This is a genomic window from Streptomyces sp. NPDC054786 (assembly GCF_053611685.1).
Genome location: NZ_JBSHAW010000004.1, coordinates 214,549 through 235,044 on the forward strand (window position 1 = coordinate 214,549; position 20,496 = coordinate 235,044).

Annotated in this window: 21 protein-coding genes and 3 pseudogenes; 11 read left to right on the plus strand and 13 right to left on the minus strand. The window is 70.7% G+C overall.

Features of this window, described 5'->3' with window-relative positions; all coding sequences use genetic code 11:
- Positions 1 to 586: 586 nt before the first annotated feature.
- The gene (locus tag ACWGI6_RS05625; RefSeq protein WP_453266282.1) at positions 587 to 2,143 is read left to right on the plus strand and encodes a GMC family oxidoreductase; all 1,557 of its coding nucleotides are present in this window, start codon (positions 587 to 589) and stop codon (positions 2,141 to 2,143) included.
- Between the two features lie 133 nt (positions 2,144 to 2,276).
- Here ACWGI6_RS05625 and ACWGI6_RS05630 read toward each other — a convergent pair whose 3' ends face one another.
- The 3 genes and pseudogenes from ACWGI6_RS05630 to ACWGI6_RS05640 form a co-directional block, all read right to left on the minus strand.
- Positions 2,277 to 3,791 (minus strand): ABC transporter ATP-binding protein, encoded by a 1,515-nt coding sequence (locus ACWGI6_RS05630; RefSeq protein ID WP_453266283.1) that lies wholly within the window; start codon positions 3,789 to 3,791, stop codon positions 2,277 to 2,279.
- Positions 3,788 to 3,994, minus strand: a pseudogene (locus ACWGI6_RS05635) (ABC transporter permease); the annotation flags it as partial. The pseudogene ACWGI6_RS05635 and the gene ACWGI6_RS05630, both read right to left, overlap by 4 nt.
- Positions 3,995 to 4,175: 181 nt before the next feature.
- Positions 4,176 to 4,970 carry a PhzF family phenazine biosynthesis protein gene (locus tag ACWGI6_RS05640; protein ID WP_453266284.1) on the minus strand — a complete coding sequence of 265 codons (795 nt, stop codon included), beginning with the start codon at positions 4,968 to 4,970 and terminating at the stop codon, positions 4,176 to 4,178.
- A 433-nt stretch (positions 4,971 to 5,403) separates the two neighbouring features.
- Between ACWGI6_RS05640 and ACWGI6_RS05645 the strand changes: the two genes are divergently transcribed.
- The gene (locus tag ACWGI6_RS05645) at positions 5,404 to 6,648 is read left to right on the plus strand and encodes a PP2C family protein-serine/threonine phosphatase (RefSeq protein ID WP_453266285.1); all 1,245 of its coding nucleotides are present in this window, start codon (positions 5,404 to 5,406) and stop codon (positions 6,646 to 6,648) included.
- Between the two features lie 441 nt (positions 6,649 to 7,089).
- Positions 7,090 to 7,536 carry a hypothetical protein gene (locus ACWGI6_RS05650; RefSeq protein ID WP_453266286.1) on the plus strand — a complete coding sequence of 149 codons (447 nt, stop codon included), beginning with the start codon at positions 7,090 to 7,092 and terminating at the stop codon, positions 7,534 to 7,536.
- 17 nt (positions 7,537 to 7,553) lie between these two features.
- On the opposite strand, the gene ACWGI6_RS05655 is transcribed toward ACWGI6_RS05650, so the two are convergent.
- A complete protein-coding gene (locus ACWGI6_RS05655; RefSeq protein WP_453266287.1) occupies positions 7,554 to 8,405 on the minus strand; it encodes an oxidoreductase in 852 nt (283 codons plus the stop codon).
- A gap of 102 nt (positions 8,406 to 8,507) precedes the next feature.
- Between ACWGI6_RS05655 and ACWGI6_RS05660 the strand changes: the two genes are divergently transcribed.
- The gene (locus tag ACWGI6_RS05660; protein ID WP_453266288.1) at positions 8,508 to 9,122 is read left to right on the plus strand and encodes a TetR family transcriptional regulator; all 615 of its coding nucleotides are present in this window, start codon (positions 8,508 to 8,510) and stop codon (positions 9,120 to 9,122) included.
- A gap of 43 nt (positions 9,123 to 9,165) precedes the next feature.
- Here the strand turns inward: ACWGI6_RS05660 and ACWGI6_RS05665 are convergent, their stop codons facing one another.
- Positions 9,166 to 9,600 carry an SRPBCC family protein gene (locus ACWGI6_RS05665; protein ID WP_453266289.1) on the minus strand — a complete coding sequence of 145 codons (435 nt, stop codon included), beginning with the start codon at positions 9,598 to 9,600 and terminating at the stop codon, positions 9,166 to 9,168.
- Positions 9,601 to 9,737: 137 nt separating this feature from the next.
- Here ACWGI6_RS05665 and ACWGI6_RS05670 point away from each other — a divergent pair, with 137 nt between their 5' ends.
- Positions 9,738 to 11,111, plus strand: a complete 1,374-nt coding sequence (locus ACWGI6_RS05670; RefSeq protein WP_453266290.1) for a hypothetical protein — start codon at positions 9,738 to 9,740, stop codon at positions 11,109 to 11,111.
- 45 nt (positions 11,112 to 11,156) lie between these two features.
- Here ACWGI6_RS05670 and ACWGI6_RS05675 read toward each other — a convergent pair whose 3' ends face one another.
- The 5 genes and pseudogenes from ACWGI6_RS05675 to ACWGI6_RS05695 form a co-directional block, all read right to left on the minus strand.
- Positions 11,157 to 11,738 carry a hypothetical protein gene (locus ACWGI6_RS05675; protein ID WP_453266291.1) on the minus strand — a complete coding sequence of 194 codons (582 nt, stop codon included), beginning with the start codon at positions 11,736 to 11,738 and terminating at the stop codon, positions 11,157 to 11,159.
- Positions 11,735 to 13,072 (minus strand): molybdopterin-dependent oxidoreductase, encoded by a 1,338-nt coding sequence (locus tag ACWGI6_RS05680; RefSeq protein ID WP_453266292.1) that lies wholly within the window; start codon positions 13,070 to 13,072, stop codon positions 11,735 to 11,737. The genes ACWGI6_RS05675 and ACWGI6_RS05680 overlap by 4 nt, the downstream gene beginning before the upstream one ends.
- Before the next feature lie 226 nt (positions 13,073 to 13,298).
- A pseudogene (locus ACWGI6_RS05685) lies at positions 13,299 to 13,448 on the minus strand (CBS domain-containing protein); the annotation flags it as partial.
- A gap of 36 nt (positions 13,449 to 13,484) precedes the next feature.
- Positions 13,485 to 14,381, minus strand: a complete 897-nt coding sequence (locus ACWGI6_RS05690) for a universal stress protein (RefSeq protein ID WP_453266293.1) — start codon at positions 14,379 to 14,381, stop codon at positions 13,485 to 13,487.
- A gap of 60 nt (positions 14,382 to 14,441) precedes the next feature.
- Positions 14,442 to 14,747, minus strand: a complete 306-nt coding sequence (locus ACWGI6_RS05695; RefSeq protein WP_453266294.1) for a hypothetical protein — start codon at positions 14,745 to 14,747, stop codon at positions 14,442 to 14,444.
- A gap of 72 nt (positions 14,748 to 14,819) precedes the next feature.
- Between ACWGI6_RS05695 and ACWGI6_RS05700 the strand changes: the two genes are divergently transcribed.
- Positions 14,820 to 14,954, plus strand: a complete 135-nt coding sequence (locus tag ACWGI6_RS05700) for a hypothetical protein (RefSeq protein ID WP_453266295.1) — start codon at positions 14,820 to 14,822, stop codon at positions 14,952 to 14,954.
- A 28-nt stretch (positions 14,955 to 14,982) separates the two neighbouring features.
- Here the strand turns inward: ACWGI6_RS05700 and ACWGI6_RS05705 are convergent.
- A pseudogene (locus ACWGI6_RS05705) lies at positions 14,983 to 15,173 on the minus strand (MerR family transcriptional regulator); the annotation flags it as partial.
- A 727-nt stretch (positions 15,174 to 15,900) separates the two neighbouring features.
- Between ACWGI6_RS05705 and ACWGI6_RS05710 the strand changes: the two are divergent.
- The 4 genes from ACWGI6_RS05710 to ACWGI6_RS05725 all read left to right on the plus strand — a co-directional run bounded on the left by ACWGI6_RS05710 (position 15,901) and on the right by ACWGI6_RS05725 (position 18,584).
- The gene (locus ACWGI6_RS05710) at positions 15,901 to 16,104 is read left to right on the plus strand and encodes a cold-shock protein (protein WP_030788646.1); all 204 of its coding nucleotides are present in this window, start codon (positions 15,901 to 15,903) and stop codon (positions 16,102 to 16,104) included.
- Positions 16,105 to 16,447: 343 nt separating this feature from the next.
- The gene (locus tag ACWGI6_RS05715; RefSeq protein WP_453266296.1) at positions 16,448 to 17,956 is read left to right on the plus strand and encodes a DEAD/DEAH box helicase; all 1,509 of its coding nucleotides are present in this window, start codon (positions 16,448 to 16,450) and stop codon (positions 17,954 to 17,956) included.
- A gap of 119 nt (positions 17,957 to 18,075) precedes the next feature.
- The gene (locus tag ACWGI6_RS05720; protein WP_453266297.1) at positions 18,076 to 18,216 is read left to right on the plus strand and encodes a hypothetical protein; all 141 of its coding nucleotides are present in this window, start codon (positions 18,076 to 18,078) and stop codon (positions 18,214 to 18,216) included.
- Between the two features lie 53 nt (positions 18,217 to 18,269).
- Positions 18,270 to 18,584, plus strand: a complete 315-nt coding sequence (locus tag ACWGI6_RS05725; RefSeq protein WP_393904497.1) for an SCO5918 family protein — start codon at positions 18,270 to 18,272, stop codon at positions 18,582 to 18,584.
- A gap of 147 nt (positions 18,585 to 18,731) precedes the next feature.
- Here ACWGI6_RS05725 and ACWGI6_RS05730 read toward each other — a convergent pair whose 3' ends face one another.
- Positions 18,732 to 19,109, minus strand: a complete 378-nt coding sequence (locus ACWGI6_RS05730; RefSeq protein WP_453266298.1) for a hypothetical protein — start codon at positions 19,107 to 19,109, stop codon at positions 18,732 to 18,734.
- 266 nt (positions 19,110 to 19,375) lie between these two features.
- On the opposite strand from ACWGI6_RS05730, the gene ACWGI6_RS05735 reads away from it, so the two are divergent.
- The gene (locus ACWGI6_RS05735; RefSeq protein ID WP_393904495.1) at positions 19,376 to 19,780 is read left to right on the plus strand and encodes a VOC family protein; all 405 of its coding nucleotides are present in this window, start codon (positions 19,376 to 19,378) and stop codon (positions 19,778 to 19,780) included.
- 107 nt (positions 19,781 to 19,887) lie between these two features.
- On the opposite strand, the gene ACWGI6_RS05740 is transcribed toward ACWGI6_RS05735, so the two are convergent.
- Positions 19,888 to 20,250 (minus strand): hypothetical protein, encoded by a 363-nt coding sequence (locus ACWGI6_RS05740; protein ID WP_453266299.1) that lies wholly within the window; start codon positions 20,248 to 20,250, stop codon positions 19,888 to 19,890.
- Positions 20,251 to 20,496 lie beyond the last annotated feature (246 nt).

Here is a 20,496-nt window from a genome sequence, read left to right on the forward strand (position 1 = left end):
TGCTTCACCGGGCCGTTCGAGGCGTCGTCAGCGCCTTCGCCGGCGCTCCGGTAGCCGTTCCGGGGACGCGGTTGCGGAGAGGTGCCGTATCGGTCGTGCCGTCAGCGGTGGCGAGGCCGGCGCTGATGGGGCGCTCGCGGTCTCCAGGGCCCGGACGCCGGGGACTTCCCGCGTCACGCAGCCCTTTGTGGCGTCGGCCTGGAAACCGCGGTCCGGTTCCAGTGACACGGGCAAGTAACCGACTGCGGGCGCGGGATGTCACTGGGGTCCTTCCGGGAAGGGCGACGGCGCATCCGCGATCCCCCCATGGATGTAATGACGGCGTAAGAAGCGGGAGGAAGGTATCACGAAACCACAGACAAAAACGGACAGTGGTTGTTTGCGAAGAATCACGGCGAACGCAGCTCCGTCGTCAGCCCGTCGGCGTCCTGTGCAAGAGCTCCGCCCGTCCCGCCACCGGGGAACCGCGCGACGGCCCGGGTCCGGCCGGCGCCCGTCGACAATGGCTGATTTCCCGGTGTGGTGCGACCCGCCTGCACAGGTTGGGTGAAGAGGGTCGGGACAGGGCGGATGGAGGGGGACACGGGTGTACGACTACATCATCGTGGGTGCCGGGTCGGCGGGGTGCGTTCTGGCAGATCGGCTCAGCGAGGACGAGAACACCCGAGTGCTGCTCATCGAGGCCGGGCCGGCGGACGATGCCCAGGAGATCCATGTCCCGGCCGCCTTCAGCAAGTTGTTCCAGACGAAGTACGACTGGAGCTACCTCAGCGCATGTGAACCGGGCCTGGACGGCCGCCGCCGGTTCCTGCCCCGGGGGCGGATGCTCGGTGGTTCCTCGTCGATGAACGCGATGATCTACATTCGCGGCAACCGGCGTGACTACGACGCCTGGGCCGCCGCGGGCGCCGAGCAGTGGGGCTGGGACGACGTCCTCCCCTACTTCCTGCGCGCCGAGGACTTCCAAGGCGAGCGGTCACCGTGGCACGGCACCGGCGGTCCGCTGACCGTCAGCGAGGGCCGCTCCCGTCACCCGCTGATGGCTGCATATCTGGCGGCCGCCCAGGAGGCCGGGCATCCCTTCACCGCCGACTTCAACGGTCCGGAACAGGACGGTGTCGGCTACTACCACCTCACTCAGCGCGACGGCATGCGCTGCAGCACGGCGGTCGCGTATCTGCGGCCGGCTCTGGCCCGGCCGAACCTTGAGGTGCTCACCGGCGCCCAGTGCACCCGCATCCTGTTCGACGGCGATCGCGCGAGCGGCGTCGAGGTGGAGCGGGGCGGCGAACTGCTGCAACGGCGGGCCGAGCGGGAGGTGGTGCTGTCGGCCGGTGCGTACAACTCCCCGCAGCTGCTGATGCTTTCCGGTATCGGCGTGGCCGGGGAACTGGCGGCCCTCGGTATCACGCCCCGGGTGGACCTCCCGGTGGGGGAGAACCTGCAGGACCACCCGCACGTCGGCCTCTCCTATCTGACCGATACCGCAACCCTGTTGACCGCCGAGACGCCGGACAATGTGCGCCTACTGGAGACCGAGGGGCGTGGCCCGCTCACCTCCAACGTCGGTGAGGTCGGCGGCTTCCACCGCACCCACGAGGGGCTGGCCGCCCCAGACATCCAGGTGCACGCCACCCCGGTGATGTTCCACGAGGAGGGCATCAGCCCCGTCACCGACCACGCCTTCATGTTCGGCGCCGTCCTGCTCGCCCCCACCAGCCGCGGCAAGGTCTCGCTGCGGTCGGCGATCCCCAGCGCCCATCCGCACATCCTGCACAACTATCTGGCCACCGAGGACGACCGCGCCACGGTGGTGCGGGCGCTGAGGATGCTGCTGGACATCGCCGACCGGCCCAGTCTGCGCAAGCACCGCCGCGCCGACTTCCGCGTTCCCCGCTCCACGGACGACGCCGGACTGCTGGACTTCGCCCGTCGTGAACTGCAGTCCCTGTACCACCCGGCGGGTACCTGCTCGATCGGCCCCGTGGTCGACTCCCGGCTCAGGGTGCACGGGGTGAACGGCCTGCGGGTGGTGGACGCCTCGGTGATGCCCACCGTGGTGCGGGGCAACACCAATGCCCCCACGATCATGATCGCGGAGAAGGCGGCCGACCTGCTCCGTGACGTCCCCGCGCCGGCCTGACCGGCCCTGCCCCCGGGCCGGTCCGACCGGCAGCTGTCCGGTGACCCGTCTTGTTCTGGTGGGTGGAGGCACCGACGGCCTCCCACGAGGCCATCACGAGCACCGCCGCATGCAGCAGGTCTGCGACGCACCGTCACGCCAGCTGCGCGGCCACGCTCTCGTGGGCACCTGCCGGCTGTACGCGTCCCTCGCGGAGCAGATGGACGCTGTCGGTATAGGCGGTGATGAGGTCCAGTTCGTGGCTGACGAGGACCAGGGTCAGCCGGCGTTCGGCGCGCAGGCGGGTGAGGAGTTCCATGACCGCGGTGGCCGTCGTCGGGTCGAGCGCCGAGGTGACTTCGTCGCAGAGCAGCAGGTCGGGGTCGGTGGCCAGGGCGCGGGCGACGGAGGCGCGCTGGCGCTGACCGCCGGAGAGTTCATGGGGGTAGCGGGCGGCGAAGTCGGCGGGGAGGCCGACGTCGTCGAGGAGTGCGTCGACGCGGGCCGGCATCTCGGATCTGCTGACGGTGCGGTGGAGTTGCAGGGGGCGGGTGAGGGACGCGCCGATGGTGCGCGCGGGGTTGAGGGCGCCCAACGGGTTCTGCGGGATGAGCTGGATGCGCCGCTGCTGGTCGCGGTTGCGCCTGCGGGCTTGCGCGGGCAGCGGCCGTCCGTTCCAGGTGAGGGTGCCGGCGTCGGGCTTCTGGAGGCCGGCCAGCGTCCGCAGCAGTGTGGTTTTGCCGGATCCGGACGGGCCGATGATGCCGGTGGCCGAGCCGGGCGGCGCATGGAAGTCCGCCTCTTTCAGGGCCTGGTGGGTGTGGCCCCGGTGGGTGAAGGCGACCTCCAGCCGGGCGGCGCGCAGGCCGTCGGTGGGGGCGGCCGGAGGTGCGGGGACAGGGCGGCGGTCGGTCTTCCGTAGCGGGGCACCGATTCCCGAGTGGGGCGTGGCCGGGGCGCGGAGGGTGATGACGGTGTCCGCGCAGGCTTCGACGACGTGCGGGTCGTGGCAGGCCAGGAGGACGGCAATGCCGCGGTCGGTGGCGAGCCGGCGCAACAGACCGACGATCTCGTCGCGCAGGGCCGTGTCGAGGCCGGCGGTGGGTTCGTCCAGCAGGAGCACATCGGGGTGCCGGGCCAGGGCGCGGGCCAGGGCGAGTCGGCGTTGCTGGCCGCCGGACAGCGCGCCGGGGCGGTGGTGGGCGAGATCCTCGGGCAGCCGGCACTCGGTCATCAGTGCCGCGACGGCCCGGGGCGTGGGGTCGGTGGCGACTTCGGCGATCAGACGTCCGGCGGTCATCCGGGGGTTGAGGGCGGAGCCGGGGTCCTGTCCGACGTAGGCGATGCGGTGGCGGCGCAGGGCACGCAGCGCGTCGGGCGCGAGCGTGCACACGTCCTGGCCGAGGACGTCGAGGGAGCCGGAGGTGACCTGAGCGCCTGGGGGAAGCGCGCCGATGAGGGCGCGGAGCAAGGTCGTCTTGCCGGAACCCGAGGGGCCGGTGAGTGCGGTGATCCCGCCGGTTGGCAGGCTGAGGCTGGTGTGCTGCAGCAGCAGCGGGCCGTCGGGGAACCCTATGGCGAGGTCGGTGACCGTAACGGGCGGCGAGGTGTCGGTCATGGCCAAGGAGGTGTCCTGGTCTGTGGGCGCGGGGCGGCCGGCGGTGGTCATCGCAGGGCGGCCCTCCGTGCGGTGGCGGGCGCCAGCGCGTTGGCGGCGAGGTTGACGCTGATGGCGAGCAGGCCGATGGCGAGGCCGGGGGCGACGACGGCCCAGGGGTTGAGGAGGATGCCGGGCCCGTTCTCGCGGATCATCAATGCCCAGTCGGCTTCGGGGGGTTGGGGACCGAGCTGGAGGAAACCGGCCATGGAGATGGCGCCTCGGGGCGCGGTGGCTCCCGGGTTGGCGCGCGGCTCTGACGCCCGGCCCGCAGTGGAGCGCGCGGCCCTCAAGGTGCAACATCCGCCCCTGAGCACCGCTGCTTGCTCCTTGGGCCCCGCTTCCCGGTCGTACCGGGAAGCGGGGCCCCAGCGCGCTCCGGCCGCGGCGGGCGCCTCAAGGCGTCAGTTCGCCCTCGAACACGGTCACCGCCTGTCCCACCAGGGTGACGCGGTCGCCGTGCAGCTCGACGCCCACCCGCCCGCCACGGGCGGACCGTTGGACGCCGGTCAGCTCCGTGCGCCCCAGCCGGTCCGCCCAGTGGCATGCGAGGACACAGTGGGCGGCGCCGGTGACCGGGTCCTCGGGAATGCCGGCGGCGGGGGCGAAGACGCGGGAGACGAAATGGTGGTCCGCGCCGTCAGGAGCGCTCGCGGTCACGATGACCGCCCGACCACTGAACTCGGCCAGTACGGCGATGTCGGGGGCCATTTCACGCACCGCTGCTGCGTCCGGCAGCTCCACGAGCAGATCGTGCCGGGCACGGCCCGTCCAGCGTGGTTCGGTCCCGAGGGCCTTGGCGAGTCCCGTCGGCACGGGGGTGGCGGTCGGCGGATCCGCCGGGAAGTCCAGGGTGAAGCCGCCCTGAGGGTGCCGACGGGCGGTCAGCACACCGCTCAGGGTGTCGAAGCGCAGGGCGGTGTCGGACGCGGCGCCCTGCGTCGCGTGGAGCACATGCGCGGTGGCCAGGGTGGCATGACCGCACAGATCGACCTCGACGGTCGGGGTGAACCACCGTAGCCCGTAGGAGTTTTCCGCCACCCGGTGCACAAAGGCGGTTTCCGGCAGATTGAATTCGGCGGCGACCCGCTGCATCCGGACGGCGTCGGCCGGTTCGTCCAGCAGACACACGGCGGCGGGATTCCCGGCGAACGGCCGGTCGGTAAAGGCATCGACGATGAAGGCACGCATGGTCCCGACGCTACGTGCCGGTGAATCGACCTGGGTGGGGATGGTCGCAGTCGGTCGCTCTTCGGACCGCATCCGAGCGCCCAACGGGGCAGTGGCAACGGCACGGGAGGAGGCTGTGACCGGCGCAGACCGCCCACGTCCCCGACGCTTCCGTCTCGGCGGTGCAAGCCACGTTCCAAGCGGCACTCGGCCGACCGGCTGCTCGTCCGGGGCCATGAGCCGCCCAGCGCCGGCTCGGGCCATTCGGGTGAACCGCGAGAACGGGCAGAACCCCGGCCACTACCGCGCCGGCGCGCACCCTGGGCCCGGTGGAGCGGAGGCCACAGCCCCGGCGGTTGTGCGGTCTGGCGGTCTCCCGGCGGGCGCAGGCGCCGGGCGGCTCATAGATTGGCACAGGTGGGGCCGTGAGCTGCAGGAGGATGGCAGGGAACCCGTGAGGAGACCGGAGCTCGATCATGCGGCACTGTTCGCCGCGACACCGAGCGCTTGCCTGGTCCTGGACCCGGACCTGGTGATCGTCGACGTCAACCAGGCGTATCTCCAGGCAACCGGACGGACCCGGGACGATCTGCTCGGGCAGTACGTCTTCGACGCCTTCCCCGACAACCCCGCCGACCCCGACGCCGAAGGCGTACAGAACCTGCACCCCTCGCTGAACCGGGTGCTGGCCACCGGGGAGCCGGACACGATGGCGGTCCAGCGGTACGACATCCCGGTTGCCGACCAGCCGGGTGTGTTCGAGGAGCGCTGGTGGTCCACCATCAACACCCCCGTCGCCGGGCCGGACGACACGGTGGCATGGATCATCCACCGGGTGGAGGACGTGACGGCGTTCGTGCACTCCCGGCGGGCCCGTCAGATGCCCGGCGGGACGCTGAGCGAGCGCGAGGAGGCGATGGAAGCCGAGCTGTACGTCCGTGCGCGTGCGCTGCAACACCTCAACGAGGAACTGCGCCGGGCCCACGCCCGCGAACGCCAGGTCGCGCTCACCCTCCAGGAGGCCATGCTCCACTCCCCGGACCTCGCCCGGCACCGCGACATCGCGGTGCGCTACCTCCCCGCCATCGGCTCACTGAATATCTGCGGCGACTGGTACGACATCGTCGACCTCCCCGGGGAGGTGTTCGCCGTCGCGGTCGGCGATGTCGTCGGCCACGGACTGGAAGCCGCCGCCGTCATGGGGATGCTGCGCAGCGCCCTCAGCGCCGCCGCCCGCTCCGTCGAGGGACCCGCCCAGGCGCTGAAGGTGCTGGGCCTCTACGCCCGCTCCGTCGACAAAGCCCTGGCCACCACCGCCGTCCAGGCGCTGATCGACACCGGCCGCCACGAGGTCACCTACAGCAGCGCGGGCCACCCCCCGCCCGTCCTGCTGCACGCCGACGGCACCCACGCCCTCCTGGACCAGGCCACCGACCCGCCCCTGGGCGCCCACCCCGAACATGAACCCCGACCACAGGTCCACGTTCCGTACACGCCCGGCGACACCCTCGTCCTCTACACCGACGGGCTCATCGAACGCCGCGACGAGGACATCGACGCCAGTCTCGCCCGGCTCACCGACGCCCTCTCCCACTACACCCGGCTCAGTCCGGAACGCCTCGCCGACGCAGTGCTGGCGCGCCTCGGTGTCAGCGCCGGCGCCCGCGACGACATCGCTCTCGTCATCGTCCGCCTGTAATCGCGTAGGTGCCCCAGGACCGTGGGCCGGGGCTGAGGCTGGGGCAAAGGCGAGTCCAGGGAGAGAAATTTCGACGTGTACTCCGTGTCATGGCCGGTGGCTGCATGCGTACGCCTGTCGCCGCCTTGTGCCCTTGCCCTCGCCCCCTGTGCCCTTCAGAGCAGGAGAGGTGCCGCGGCCACGCCTCTTCGCTCCCAGCGGGCCGACAGCGCTCCGCGAGCCGCGGTCCCGGCCCGCAGATGCAGCTACGAGATGCGTCACGCACGATGGGAGTTAAGAAGATCCAGATCCTCGAACTGCTCGGGATGACCGATGACAGAGCATCAAGGACTTCAGCGTACGAACGACCGTCGTGTGCCGCAGGACTGCTCAGCGCGGGCGCCTACGGGAAGCGCCCCGCCCGGCGACCCGCCCCGCAGCTCCGCGGTGACCTCCGCGCGGGTGCCCCTTGTCGCGATCCTGGCCCTTGTCATGGTCCTCGCCGGTGTCGGCGCGTTCGCCGGCACTGCCCAGGCGAACAGCACCGGTTCCGCAACGACCGCGACAACAACGGCTATCGCAACGACGGCCTCCACGCACGCCGTTGCCCAGCCCGCACCGGATCCCGCAGATGTGGTCCAAGCGTATTTCAGGGTCCTCAACGACCGTGATTTCTTGTCCGCTTGGGCACTGGGCGGGAGACAGCACATCGCGGGGCAGACGTACGACGCTTTCGTGCGGTCCTTCAACGAAGTGTCGAAGTACGAGGTCAGGATCGACTCGGTGGAGGGCAACAAGGTTGCGGTCGAGCTTGACGCCACGCAGATCGATAAAACCCATCGTCACTACGCCGGCACTTACACCGTGGAGGACGGTGTGATCGTCGCCGCCGACATCCACCCCAAGTGACCACGGGGTGCGGCGAGTCAAGCCGCACTCGACTCCGTCGGAAAGTCGGCGGAACGGCTCACGTCGGCCCACCGTTCGGCCTCGGCCGCGCGGTCCCTGGAAGCCTTGTCGGCGCGTTCGACCGCTCCGGCACCGAGCAGGAGACGCAGGGGCGGTTCGTCCAGCGCGGCGATCTCGGTGATGATCTTCGCGGCGCGGGCGGGGTCTCCCGGCCAGCTGTCGACGGTCGATTCGCGGTAGCGGTTCATCTCGCCGACCGTCCCGTCGTAGTCCTCGGTCACCGGCGCGGCGGCCATGGACGCACCACCCCAGTCGGTGCGAAAGGCGCCCGGTTCGACGAGGGTGACCTTGATGCCCAGCGGCTTCACCTCGGCGTTGAGCACTTCGGAGAAGCCTTCCACGGCGAATTTCGCGGTCTGGTAGGCCCCCATCCCCGGTGAGCCTCCTACCCGTCCGCCGATGGAGGAGAACTGGATGAAGTGGCCCGAGCGCTGTTTGCGCAAGACGGGCAGGGCGGCCTTGGTGACATGGACGACGCCGAACAGATTCGTCTCTATCTGCGCCCGGAAGTCGCTGTCCGCCATCTCCTCGATGGGGGCGCTGGTGGCATAGCCCGCGTTGTTCACGACGACGTCGAGCCCACCGAAGGCGTCGAGAGCCTGCTGGACGGCGGCGTCGGCTGCCACGGGATCGGTGACATCGAGGGCGACGGTGCGGACGCGGTCGCCGTGGCGCCGTACGAGATCGCCGAGCTGCTCGGGGCGGCGGGCGGTGGCGACCACCTGGTCACCGCTGTCGAGTACGGCGTCGGCGAGCGCCCGGCCGAAGCCACGGGAACTGCCGGTGATGAGCCAGGTCTTGGTGGCCATGAGACGCCTCCCTGCGCGGAGAAATAACTAAACAGTCATTTACATACTGTGGCGGGCCTGCCCGAGTGTCAACTAAACAGTTAGTTGCCCTACCCTGGCGTCATGTCTCAGCCCCAGCGCCCTGTCCAGACCCGAGACGCCGAAGCCACCAAGGCCCGTCTGCTGAACGCCGCCACGGAGGAATTCGCGGCCCGTGGCATCGCCGGCGCCCGGGTGGACCGCATCGGTACCGCGGCGAAGGTGAACAAGGCCCTCATCTACACCTACTTCGGCAACAAGGAGCAGCTGTTCGACGCCGTGATGGACGCACATGTCACCCGCGTCCTCGATCGCGTCCCCTTCACGCCCGAGGACCTGCCGGGCTACGCCGGCCGGCTCTTCGACTTCCTCGTCGACCATCCTCACCAGCTCCGGCTGGCCACCTGGAACCGCCTGGAACGCGCCGGTACCGACCGTGAACCCGAGGAGCTGCACGCCTCGATGCGGCGGAAGACCGACGCCCTCGCGCAGGCACAGGACGACGGGCAGCTACCGACGGCCTTCCCGCCGGAGGACCTCTTGGTCTTCACCCTGGCCCTCGTCGGCGCCTGGATGCCGACCAGTCCCATGGCCACCACCGAGCCCGCCGCACAGCAGACCCGGCAGCGCCGCGCCGCGGTCGTCGAAGCCGTCCGCCGTCTCATCACGCGCGAGGAGACCGGGCAGGACAGCTCCTGACGGCTCCGGGCCGGTCAGCGGTCGGTGCACCGCCCCGCGTGGCTCAGCGCTCCTGTTCCACCAACCGCTTCAATTGCTGAAGGTCGCTCCGCAGGCCACGTTCGATCGCCGCCGCCTGGGCAAACCCCTGCGGTCCGCCGAACGCCTCTTTGATGGTGCCCGGGTCGTACTCGAACCGGGCCTGGACCCGGGTGTGCTCCCCGTCGATGGGCAGCAGGGAGAACGTGCCCGCCAGGTCGGGACCGCCGGTAATCTGCCACATCATGACGTTTTCCTCGCTGCGGTCGGTGATCTCGACGTCGACCCCCTGCGTCTGACCGCCGCCCGCTTCGAGGTCCAGGTGCCTGCGGTGCTCGCCCTCCGAACGGGCCTCGCGTACGCCGTCGAGGAAGCGCGGATAAGCCTCCGCGCTGTGCAGGCAGGCCCAGGCCGTATCCATGGGAACGCCGATATCTATGTGTTCTTCAAGAGTGCTCATCGGGCACCTCACAGCTCGGTTCACAGCTACACGGTTACTTCTCCAGGGTGCTCCGGGCGGGGGCCGGAGGCGACCCGGTTCCCGCCCGTCCGGTGTCGCCCGGGGGCGTCCGGCCCGAGCTCCCCTACGGTGGCCGGGTGACAACGAGTGCAGGGAAGCGCGCATGCCGCCGTGACCTGTGGGCGGTTGCGGGTGCGGTGGCGTTGTTCGTCACGGCGGCGGTCGTGGGGCGGGTCCTCAACCGGACCATTTACGGTTCCGAGGGGATCCTGCGGCTGGGCTGGCCACCGTTGTACGCATGGTGGCTGCCGCATGCCGGCCCCGGCACTCCGGCGGCGGTGGCGGTCGCGGCGCTGGTGGTGATCTACGGTCCGTCGACCGCACGGCGGCTGCCGTGGCGGGTGCTGGTCCCGGCCGTGTGGGCCGCGGCGATGGCCTGGACGTGGTCGCTCGCGCTCGTGGACGGGTGGGGCCGTGGCGTCGCCGAGCGGCTGACCACCAGCCTGGAGTACTTGCAGTCCGTCGACGACGTGCACGACGTGGGCGCTTTTCTGCGCGACTTCACCCACCACATTCTGGTCGGCTCGCCCGGTATCTGGCCGGCGCATGTGGCCGGTCATCCGCCCGGCGCTCTGCTGACCTTCGTCGGCCTGGACCGGATCGGGCTGGGCGGCGGCGCCTGGGCCGCCGTCTGGTGTCTCACCATCGGGACCTCCCTCACCGCGGCCGTCATGGTGACCGTCCGCGCGTGCGGTGGCGAGGAACTGGCGCGCCGGGCCGCCTCGTTCCTCGTGCTGGCCCCGGCGGCGGTATGGATCGGGGTCAGCGCCGACGGCTACTTCGCGGGCGTGGCCGCCTGGGCCATCGCGCTGCTGGCCATGGCGGCCACGCGGAGCACGCGGGTGCCGCGCCTTGCCGCGCTGGGTGCGGGGCTGCTGCTCGGCTGGGCCTGGTACCTCTCCTACGGCCTGACCCTTCTCGTCATCCTCGGGGCCGCGGTGCTGCTGATCGCGCGCTCGGTCCGCCCGTTGCCCTACGTACTTGTGGGCGTGCTGGTGTGGGTGGCGGCGTTCACCTCGGCCGGGTTCTGGTGGCTGGACGGCTATACGGCCCTCGTCGAGCGCTACTACCAAGGCGCCGCGAAGGTACGCCCGTACAGCTACTTCGTCTGGGCGAACCTGGCGGCCCAGGTGCTGACCGTGGGCCTGGCCACCGTCGCCGGGCTGCGCCGCGCCGCCGGTCCGCTGTGGACGGCGGTGCGCGGAATCCGGCGCGAGCCGCCGACCGGACGTGGCGCCCTCGCCGTTCTGGTCGCGGCGGGGCTGAGCATGGTGCTGCTCGCGGATGTGTCCGGGATGAGCAAGGCGGAGACCGAACGGATCTGGCTGGCCTTCGCGGTGTGGATGCTGCCCGCGTGTGCGCTGCTGCCACGCCGCGTTCATTCCTGGTGGCTGGCCGCGCAGGGCCTCCTCGCGCTGCTGGTCAACCATCTGTTGCTGACCGGCTGGTGACCGTGGCCACGGCTCCGTCGTCGACCCTGCCGACGTGCCCCCGGCCTACTTCTTCGGCCCTCGGGACGCCGGCGGCGGGGGTGGAGGCGGAGTGGGCGGAGTGGGCGGCGGAGTCGGGGGCGGAGGCGCAGGCGGCGGGGAATCCTCGGAGCGTGCGCCGGCCGCATGCGTGCGCCACAGGGCGATCAGCAGACACACCGCGGACGCCGCGAAGAGCGCTGCGGTGATCAGTAGCCAGCGGCCCCAGAACACACCGGACGGCAGCGCGGTGTACAGCGAGAAGCCCGGGACGCGACGCAGGATGAGCGGGTACCACACCAACAGCAGCAGGAGCGCGACGAAGGCGGGCACCCGCAGGTAGTTGATCCCGCCTGCCACCACCGGGCCCGGGGTTTTCGCGTCGCGCCGTCGGCGCGGGAAGAGGCGTTGCACCACACGGTCGGTGACGGTGTACAGGGGCAGGAACACCAGGTCGTGCAGGAGGGCCGCGCCGACGAACCAGATGACGACGCCCAGGGTGTCTCCCTTGAGCAGTCGAACGCCCGCGTAAGCGGCCAGAAAGAAGGAGCACAGGACCAGGAGGAGGTGCAGCGAAGACGCCCCGTAGCGTTCGCGGAAGCCCTTCACGGTGTGTCCCCGAAGGTGAGGCGGGTGACCCATTTGGTGTTGTGCACACCGGGGTTGGCGGGGACGATGATGCGCGCCGGGTATCCGTGGTCCGGGGAGAGATCGGCGCCGTTGACCCGGAGGGCCAGCAGCGATCTGGCATCGCGTACTTGGTTGTCGGGCAGATGCGTCGAGCGGAAGGAGCCGGTGCGCTGCACGGACTCGACGAAGACGCCCGGTGGGCTGTGCCGCAGTCCGACCAGGGCGGCGAGGTCCGTCAGCCGGACGCCGCTCCACTGCTGGTCGTCGGTGGACCAGCCCTCGACGCAGGCAATGGGCAAGGCAGCCGTGTGCTGGGGAAGCGCGAGGACCTGTGCGCGGGTGAAGCTCTTCTCCCGGCCGTCGCCGCGTACGACCAGCCGCCAGTCGGGGCCGATATCGCGGGCCCGGATCCCTACGCTCGCCGCGGTCTTGTTGATCTGGAAGCCGTTGGGACCCTGGCCCGGCTCCTGGCCCCGCGGAGCCAGCAGCGCGGTGCCGCGCAGCGCGCCGCCGATGCTCTGCCCCGCCGTGACGAGGAGCAGGCCCAGCGAACCCGCACCCACCAGGCCGAGTGCACCACGCCGCGACATGGTGGCAGGCGCGGGGTTCGGGGTCACCAGCCCGGTGTCGTCGGCCGGTTCGCTCTCCGTCCGGGCGGCCGGGGTGCGCAGCTCGGTGCGCAGACGGCGGCTGCGCAGGGCCTTCGCCATCACGGGGATACGGAACGCGATATGGACAACGAAGGCACCGATGAACACCCATGCACCGTAGAAGTGCAGGGTGTAGAAGGAGCCCGGGAAGATGTAGTGCAGCTGGATGTTCAGCACGCCGGTGACGAACTCGAACAGCGCCCCGCCCACCAGAAGCAGCAGCGAAAGCCGTTCCAGCGCATGGCTCGGTGAGCGCAGCGGCGGCCAGGAGAACAGCTTCGGGATGACCGACCACAGCTTCGCCAGCAGCACGGGGATCAGCACCACTCCGAGCGTGACATGAATGCCCTGGGTCAGGCGGTAGAGCCAATACGGACTGGTCGGCCAGGAGAAAAGGTAGAAGCCCAGCCAGCCTCTGTCCGGCGTCTGGTCGTTGCCCGGAGCCAGATCGGGGTTGTAGGCGGCGTATGACAGCAGGCCGGTCACGAACAGCACGGTGATGCCGACGAGCAGGACCAGCCCGAACACCGACGTCAGCCACGGCCCCCGCAGGGGGCTGCGCCAGAACGCGGGGCGCGCCGGGCCGGGCGGCGGACCGCCGGGCAGGCGCAGTCGGCCGGACGAGGGCCGGCGCGGCCCGTCATCGTGGTCGCTCTGCTCCATGACATCCCTTCGTCGTATCCGGGGCGGCTCGGCCCACACGCAGGGACAACATATGCGGCAATGTGCGCATACAGCACGGAACCATGCCCTTCTGCCGGGTCGCCGGGCACCGCTTTGCCGCGTGCGCCTACTCCGGCGCCTCCTGGTCATGCGGGGAGGTGTCGTCCCCCGGAGAGGTGAGCCGGTCGACCACCTCGACCACCCCATCGACGCTTTCGCACAGCCTCACCGCAATGGGGCGCTCGTCCTCGTCGAGAACGGGGACCGCGGTGATGTCGTAGTCGTCGAGCAGGCGCGCGATCTCCTTGAACGGAGTGCCCCGTTGGACGACGACGGCGTGGGGCGTCATCAGGTCGGCAATGCTGCGGTGCCTCATCTTCGGCCGGTCCCTCCAGGTCTGCGCGGGAGCTCGTCACTCGTGCGGAACCACAGCTATCGGGCAGGTCACATGGTGGATGGCGGCATGCGCCACCGGTCCGAGGCGTGGCGCGAGCGGGGGACGGTGCAGCCTGCGGCCGACCACCAGCAGTTCGGCCTCGAAGACCGATTGGACCAGTGCCCGGGTCGGACTCTCCGGCAGAACGGTCTGCTGTACCCGTACCTCGGGGAATCGCTCACACCACGGACGCAGGGCGTCCTGTAGCTCGACGGCCGCTTCCTTGGTGAGTTCCGTCGCGGCATCGGGGTCCAGGCCCCATGGGGTGTAAGCGTGCACGGGGAGCGGACGCCCATGGACGGCCTGCAGCGGAAGCCCCCGGCTCGCCGCGGCATCGAAGGCAAAGGCCAGCACCCGTTCGCAGGGGCCATTGAGGCTGAGACCGATCACGACCCGCGCCTCGGGAGCGGGTGGCGGGCTGTCCGACCGTTCGTGGCGGGGCGATTTCGCCCGCCCGCCCTCCCGGACGAGAACGACCGGCCCCTTGGCCCGGCCCACGACATTCAGGCTCACATCGCCGAGTACATAGCTCTCCCACGGCCCGAGCGCCCGCGATCCGAGCACGACCATCTGCGACTCGCCGACCGCCCCCAGCAGCGCCGGTTCCGCCTCTGCCGCCTCCAGGTCCTCGATGATGCGCAGACGTGGATGGCGTGCGCGTACCTCGTCCGAGGCCCGCCGCACGATCTGCCGGGCGCCGGCGTTCTGGTCCCGGTCCGGGGGTGTGCCCGGCGCCTCGGCGGCCAGCAGTATCCACGCATGGAGCAGTCGCAGCGCCCACTGCCGACGGTCCGCTTCGTCAGCGGCCCAGTGCGCGGCCGCCAGGCTCTCCGGCGAGCCGTCGAGTCCGACGGTGATGACTTCCGGCTCCATCGCTGCCCTCCTTTCGGGCTCGGACAAGTGGACCGGACCGGCCGCCCCGGCTCCCGGGCGTCACTGCCGTTGCGGGCCCGTGTCCGTACCGGGAGCCGAACCGGCTTGCGTGGCAAGGGCAGCCGCCTGGATACGCCGCTGGACCCCGAGCGCGGCCGACAGGCGGGAGAAGCGGTTCCTCACGGTCTTCTCGGAAAGGTGACGCCGTCCGCCGACCTGACGGATCATCACTCCCGTACCGACCCGAGCGAGGAGGACTCCCCTTTCCCCCGGAGACAGCCAGGAGAGTGCCGCACCGGCCATGATCGCGTCGAGCAGCAACACCCGGACCCGCCGCTGTGATGGGAAGCCTGCTGCGTCACTCATGACGCCCCTCCGACTGGGTACGACGTCTCCGCTCCACTGTCCCCATCGTGGCTCCGATCGCAGGAGCCTGCCATGCCGTACGGGTCCGGCAGCTGCGCCCCGGTGACACCGGCGACCCTCGTTGCCGCTCCCGACATTCCGCCGGCCGCGGGCGCCGAATGCCGTCAGGAGCCACTGGGCGCGCTCGGGCCGGCCGCTCCTTACTGACCTCAGCGTTGAGCCGCTGGGCTCCTTACGGTTGCTCTTCGAGGGTGCCGATGCGGCCGACGGCACGGATCCGTGCCCTGGGCCACGAGTTCACAGGCGCGCGCCGCGGGTGCACAACCGGCGGCGGGAGTAACGGCGGTGACCGCCTTCGGAGCGGAGCGGAACGGTGGGCCGGGCGTCGCCCACCGCCCGTGGGAAGACGGGAGTCGTGCCGATCATCTCCGCGGCACATGGTGGCGTATGCGGGCGAGGTCGTCGACACCCCACTACCGGCACCGCGCACGGCCCGACCGCCCGATCGGGGACCCACTTCCGGCACCCAAGCCTCGGATACCCCGGCGGGGCATCCCGAGACGGCGGGCGATTTCGGTGACCACGAGAGAAATATTAGCCACGCGGCGTGCAAATATCTATCATGGGCAGACTAGATTTTCTGCGTGTCGGCGATCTGCCCGGGTAGTGGGGCCGACGAGTCGGAGGGGACGAGGAGGGAACCCGGACCGGCTCATCCCCGCGCAACCCCCCCGCGAGAGTCAAGCGGCTCCCCGCTCGGCGGGCGGCCGGTCGTGCGGCGAGCAGCGGAGGGACCGGGTGGGCGCGGGAGCCCGCCTGGGCGGGAGCGGGCGGCGAGCCGCGTCTCCCCCGGCGGGCAGCCGGTGTGCCGATGGCAGATATCTCGTGCCGCAACGACAGAAATATCTGCCACGCCGGTAGGGGTTTTTGTGGGCCGGAAATGACGGGAGCAACAGCCGCGCAGCGCTCCGGGCGCCGTGCTACTGTCGATCTCAGTTGCAGTTGTGGTTCCCAAAGACTTCACGCTACCTCGTCGGCTTTCCAGGCCGGTTGGAGTGCTTTTGTATTTCCGGACTTTCCGGAGGGGCAATCATCGCGGCGACGCGGGGTCCGCACAGTGCGGCCCCGGGCACTGCCCCGAAGGAGATATGACATGGCTACTGGCACCGTGAAGTGGTTCAACGCGGAAAAGGGCTTCGGCTTCATCGAGCAGGAGGGTGGCGGCGCCGACGTCTTCGCCCACTACTCGAACATCGCCACCCAGGGCTTCCGCGAGCTGCAGGAAGGCCAGAAGGTGACCTTCGACGTCACGCAGGGCCAGAAGGGCCCCCAGGCCGAGAACATCGTTCCCGCCTGACCCTGACGCGTATCACAGCAGCTGGGGCCCGCACCTTGGGTGCGGGCCCCAGCTCGTTGCCCTTTGCGGAATGCGCTGAGCGTGCCGTCACGGCCGTACGAGCGACAAGGGGCAGCCTGTTCGGCGCCGAACCGCACTCTGCTGCGGCAGAACGGCCGCCCGTCCAGCTCTGTGCTCCGGCACCGTGCTCGCCTCCCTTTGCGGCGACACCTTTTCACGCGCCGGCGGTCGATTCCGCCCCGCCTCGTTCCATCTGTTTTCTTCGGTCCGTTCTGCGATTCTTTTGTGTGTGGCTGATAGCTGCCGGGAATTCTTCGACGTACCGCATCGAGGAAGGTTCTCCATGAACCGCACCGCTCGCCCGAACGACCGCTCCTCCCGCACCCGTTCCGCCGGCGCCGCCGGATCCGGCCGCGGCGGCTACCGCTCGCAGGCGTCGAACCACTCCGGAAGCAAGCGTCGTCGGCCCGCCGCCCGGCCCGCCGAGTTCGCGCTGCCCGTCACGCACACCCCCGCGCTGCCGGCGGCCGAGACGTTCGCCGCACTGGACATGCCGCCCGCGCTGCTGGCCTCGCTGACCGCGGAAGGGGTGACGGCCCCGTTCCCGATCCAGGCCGCCACGCTGCCGAATTCGCTGGCCGGGCGCGATGTGCTGGGCCGTGGGCGCACCGGCTCGGGCAAGACGCTCGCCTTCGGCCTGGCCCTGCTGGCCCGCACCGCCGGCCAGCGCGCCGAGCCCGGCCGGCCGCTGGCCCTGGTGCTGGTCCCCACACGCGAGCTGGCCCAGCAGGTCACCGACGCGCTCACCCCCTACGCCCGGTCGCTGTCGCTGCGGCTGGCCACCGTCGTCGGCGGTATGTCGATCGGCCGCCAGGCCGGCGCGCTGCGCGGTGGGGCCGAGGTGGTCGTCGCGACCCCCGGACGGCTCAAGGACCTCATCGGCCGTGGTGACTGCCGACTGAACCAGGTCGCCATCACCGTGCTGGACGAGGCCGACCAGATGGCCGACATGGGCTTCATGCCCCAGGTCACCGCCCTGCTCGACCAGGTCCGTCCCGAGGGGCAGCGGATGCTCTTCTCGGCCACCCTGGACCGCAACGTCGACCTTCTGGTCCGGCGCTACCTGACCGACCCCGTGGTCCACTCCGTCGACCCCTCGGCGGGCGCCGTCACCACGATGGAGCACCACCTGCTGCACGTCCGCGACACCGACAAGCACGCCACCACCACGGAGATCGCCGCCCGCGAGGGCCGGTCGATCATGTTCCTGGACACCAAGCGCGCCGTGGACAAGCTCACCAAGCACCTGCTGAACAGCGGCGTGCGCGCCGCCGCACTGCACGGCGGCAAGTCCCAGCCCCAGCGCACCCGCACCCTGGCCCAGTTCAAGACCGGCGATGTCACCGTCCTGGTGGCCACCAACGTCGCGGCCCGCGGCATCCACGTCGACAACCTCGACATGGTCGTCAACGTCGACCCGCCCACGGACCACAAGGACTACCTGCACCGCGGCGGTCGCACCGCCCGCGCCGGTGAGTCCGGCAGCGTCGTCACCCTCGTCCTGCCCAGCCAGCGCCGCGAGATGGACCGCCTGATGGCCGACGCGGGCATCAGCCCGCAGTCCACCCAGGTCCGCTCCGGAGAGGCCGAGCTGAGCCGCATCACCGGCGCCCAGGCGCCGTCCGGTGTTCCCGTCACCATCACCGCACCGGTCGTCGAGCGTGCCAAGCGCAGCGGCTCCTCCACGCGGGGCCGCCGCAGCCGCTCCGCCCAGGCCCGTCGGTCCACCGGATCGCCCCGTACGGCGACGGGGACGTCGCAGCGGCAGCGGTCCGCCGGCAAGGCGTCATAATCCGGTCCGGCCGGTCATGCCCGGCTCGCTGGCTCGCCACACCACGTAGGCTTCCGTTGGCGCTGCTTCAGCCCCACCCCCGGCATCCGCACTGCTCCGGCAGGGCGGCAGGCAGTGTCATGACCGCGCCGGGACCAAAGGTCGGCGACGACATGCGCGCCGACCTGGCCCTCTCCGCCCTCAACGACGCACGCGCCGACCAGCTCCTCGTCCGCGACGAGGACCGGCGCACCCTGGGAGTCATCGCTCTCGCCTGCTGAACCGTCCCCGCCGCCAATCCGTTTCCGGCTTCTCTCGACCCTGTAGAGGCACTATGCGAGTCGTCATCGCCCGCTTCCCCTTCGACCTGATCAAGACCGAGGTACAGGATGCGATGAAGGGCATCAAGCCCGAACCCATTACGGGTGAGTCCGTGATCATCGGCAACCGTCACTACCCCGTCAAGCAGGTCGGGGAAGTCATCACCCGGCAGGACCGTCGTGACTTCTCCGCCGGCGAGGTGTCCCGGGCGCTCACCCGCCTCGGCTTCACCTGCCGCTCCGCGCCCCCCGTCGCCCGCACCCCGCTCGAGGAGGCATCGGCCCTGCTCCAGGCGCCGGCAGCCCCTGAATGGGATCCGGAAAGCTGAAACCCGTCAGGGATATGGGATCGGGCCGCGCCGGCCGGAGCCCATATCCCTGTTCTGCCGTCATGCCGGTCCCGTCGGGGCATCTGACGGGTCGCCGGTATGCCCCGCAACAACGGCGGGGAGCCGGGAGCCGCACCGTGGGAGGGCTCAGCGGTCGGAGTAGCGGAAGTCGCCCACCGTCCAGGCGCCCACATCCTCGATCGCGACACGGTACATCCCGCCGGTCTCGGGAAGGCCGATGCTTCCCTGCAGGATCCTCGCCACATGGAAGTGCAGATGCGTGGGCGGACCGCTCCGGTCGGGCGAGCGGGAGTTCATCGCGGCTGAGGAGAAGAGCGCGGAAAACGGACCCAGCCGTTCCGATTGCTCCAGGACCTCGGCCACGCGTTGCCGCCACACGACCTCGGGCGCCAACCGTCCTGTGATGACAGCGCCTTGGACAACAGCAGTGAGAGACATCTGATTGCTCTGCTCCGACTCCACCATGGTGGCGATGTCGACAAGCAGCTCGTCGGGCTTCGACATGGGAGCAGACTTTACTGCCGCGACCGGCCGTTGGCAGCACACCCGGCGGCGGTCAGTCGCCCCATGAGGCCCTCCTGACACTCGTACGGCTCTCGTGGGGCTGCCGTACGGCTCTCCTGTCCCACCCGTGCCGTGCCCCGGATAGGACTGCGGCAGCGGGGCCGCCTCCGGCCGCGGGGGCATTCGCGTTCCGCGGCGTGCCGGAGCCCTCACGGGGTAACGGTCCGAAGAGGCGGGCGGGCGCCCGTCGACAGGAAGGGAAGCGGATGGCCATAGCCAAGACCAGCGTCCTGGTACTGGACTGCGCGGAGCCCGCGGCGCTGGCGGACTTCTACGCCCAATTCCTCGGCGGCGAAGCGCGGATCGGGACCAGCCCGGACTACATCGAAGTCGTCGAGAGCGGCACCGTCCACCTCGCCATACGGCGGGACCGCGGTGCGGCGCCGCCCAGTTGGCCCCGGCCCGACGACTCACAGCAGGCACATCTGCACTTCCTCGTCCCGCAGGACAACATGGACGAGGCGGAGCGCGAAGCGATCGGCCTGGGAGCCCGGCCGTTGCAGACCCGGGGGAACGGCGGGCCGTACGACGCCCGCCGGTATGCGGACCCCGCGGGCCACCCCTTCGTTCTCGCCGCGAGCGAGGGGCACGCTCTGGGGCAGGCGAACTGAAGCGCCCCGTCCACGCGCCGCGGGCCGGGCCCCTGCCCGGGGTCCCGGCCCGCGCGGGTAGGCACGGACGGTTCACGGAACACGCGTCGAGGCCGGCGCGCTAACCCTCAAGGGTTCTGCGGGTCGACGCCCGTATGCGCTTCGGCGTCCCGGCCCCCGCTGGGCCGGCGCGAGGGCCCCTTCGACCCCATGTCCCGCATGCCCTTCTCGTCGGAATCGGCAGCGATCTTCTCGCCGCTGCGCGTCTCGCTCTTCACTTCGCTCGCCGGCGGCACCTGCTCCTTCCCCGACGTCTCCTTGCTGCTGTCCCTCTCCGGCGCATGGCGCTCGGGGTGGAACGACTTGTGTGCGCTCTCGTTCTTCTGCTGCTCGGTCTGGTCGACATCGGGCGACCACCCGTGTTGCTCGCTTCCCTTGTGCGTGCTGGGGCCCTCACCCATCTTCGGGTGCGACTTCCCGTGCTTTGTCATGTCTGCTCCCTGTGCTGGCTCACCGACGGGCGGCGCCGGCCTGCGCCCTGCGCGGTGACAAGCCTGCGCGGTGGGCGGCAAGCCCTCGCGTCCTGTGGGTCTCCGGCTCATGTGCCGTGCCCATGCCGCTGTGGCCCAGGTGCCGAAGACCCCCCACGTCCAGCCTGCGGGCCGACCGGATCATCCGCATCTCAGCCCGGGCGAGGCAGGGGCCCGGCCGGGACCGCCCGGTTCTGCCGGTGCGCT

Bases quoted from the DNA above. Each gene is read 5' to 3' on its own strand.
- ACWGI6_RS05630 (WP_453266283.1), bottom strand. From the start codon at position 3,791: ATGACCACCGCCGGCCGCCCCGCGCCCACAGACCAGGACACCTCCTTG.
- ACWGI6_RS05640 (WP_453266284.1), bottom strand. From the start codon at position 4,970: ATGCGTGCCTTCATCGTCGATGCCTTTACCGACCGGCCGTTCGCCGGG.
- ACWGI6_RS05655 (WP_453266287.1), bottom strand. From the start codon at position 8,405: ATGGCCACCAAGACCTGGCTCATCACCGGCAGTTCCCGTGGCTTCGGC.
- ACWGI6_RS05660 (WP_453266288.1), top strand. From the start codon at position 8,508: ATGTCTCAGCCCCAGCGCCCTGTCCAGACCCGAGACGCCGAAGCCACC.
- ACWGI6_RS05665 (WP_453266289.1), bottom strand. From the start codon at position 9,600: ATGAGCACTCTTGAAGAACACATAGATATCGGCGTTCCCATGGATACG.
- ACWGI6_RS05680 (WP_453266292.1), bottom strand. From the start codon at position 13,072: ATGGAGCAGAGCGACCACGATGACGGGCCGCGCCGGCCCTCGTCCGGC.
- ACWGI6_RS05690 (WP_453266293.1), bottom strand. From the start codon at position 14,381: ATGGAGCCGGAAGTCATCACCGTCGGACTCGACGGCTCGCCGGAGAGC.
- ACWGI6_RS05695 (WP_453266294.1), bottom strand. From the start codon at position 14,747: ATGAGTGACGCAGCAGGCTTCCCATCACAGCGGCGGGTCCGGGTGTTG.
- ACWGI6_RS05700 (WP_453266295.1), top strand. From the start codon at position 14,820: ATGCCGTACGGGTCCGGCAGCTGCGCCCCGGTGACACCGGCGACCCTC.
- ACWGI6_RS05710 (WP_030788646.1), top strand. From the start codon at position 15,901: ATGGCTACTGGCACCGTGAAGTGGTTCAACGCGGAAAAGGGCTTCGGC.
- ACWGI6_RS05715 (WP_453266296.1), top strand. From the start codon at position 16,448: ATGAACCGCACCGCTCGCCCGAACGACCGCTCCTCCCGCACCCGTTCC.
- ACWGI6_RS05720 (WP_453266297.1), top strand. From the start codon at position 18,076: ATGACCGCGCCGGGACCAAAGGTCGGCGACGACATGCGCGCCGACCTG.
- ACWGI6_RS05725 (WP_393904497.1), top strand. From the start codon at position 18,270: ATGCGAGTCGTCATCGCCCGCTTCCCCTTCGACCTGATCAAGACCGAG.
- ACWGI6_RS05730 (WP_453266298.1), bottom strand. From the start codon at position 19,109: ATGTCGAAGCCCGACGAGCTGCTTGTCGACATCGCCACCATGGTGGAG.
- ACWGI6_RS05735 (WP_393904495.1), top strand. From the start codon at position 19,376: ATGGCCATAGCCAAGACCAGCGTCCTGGTACTGGACTGCGCGGAGCCC.
- ACWGI6_RS05740 (WP_453266299.1), bottom strand. From the start codon at position 20,250: ATGACAAAGCACGGGAAGTCGCACCCGAAGATGGGTGAGGGCCCCAGC.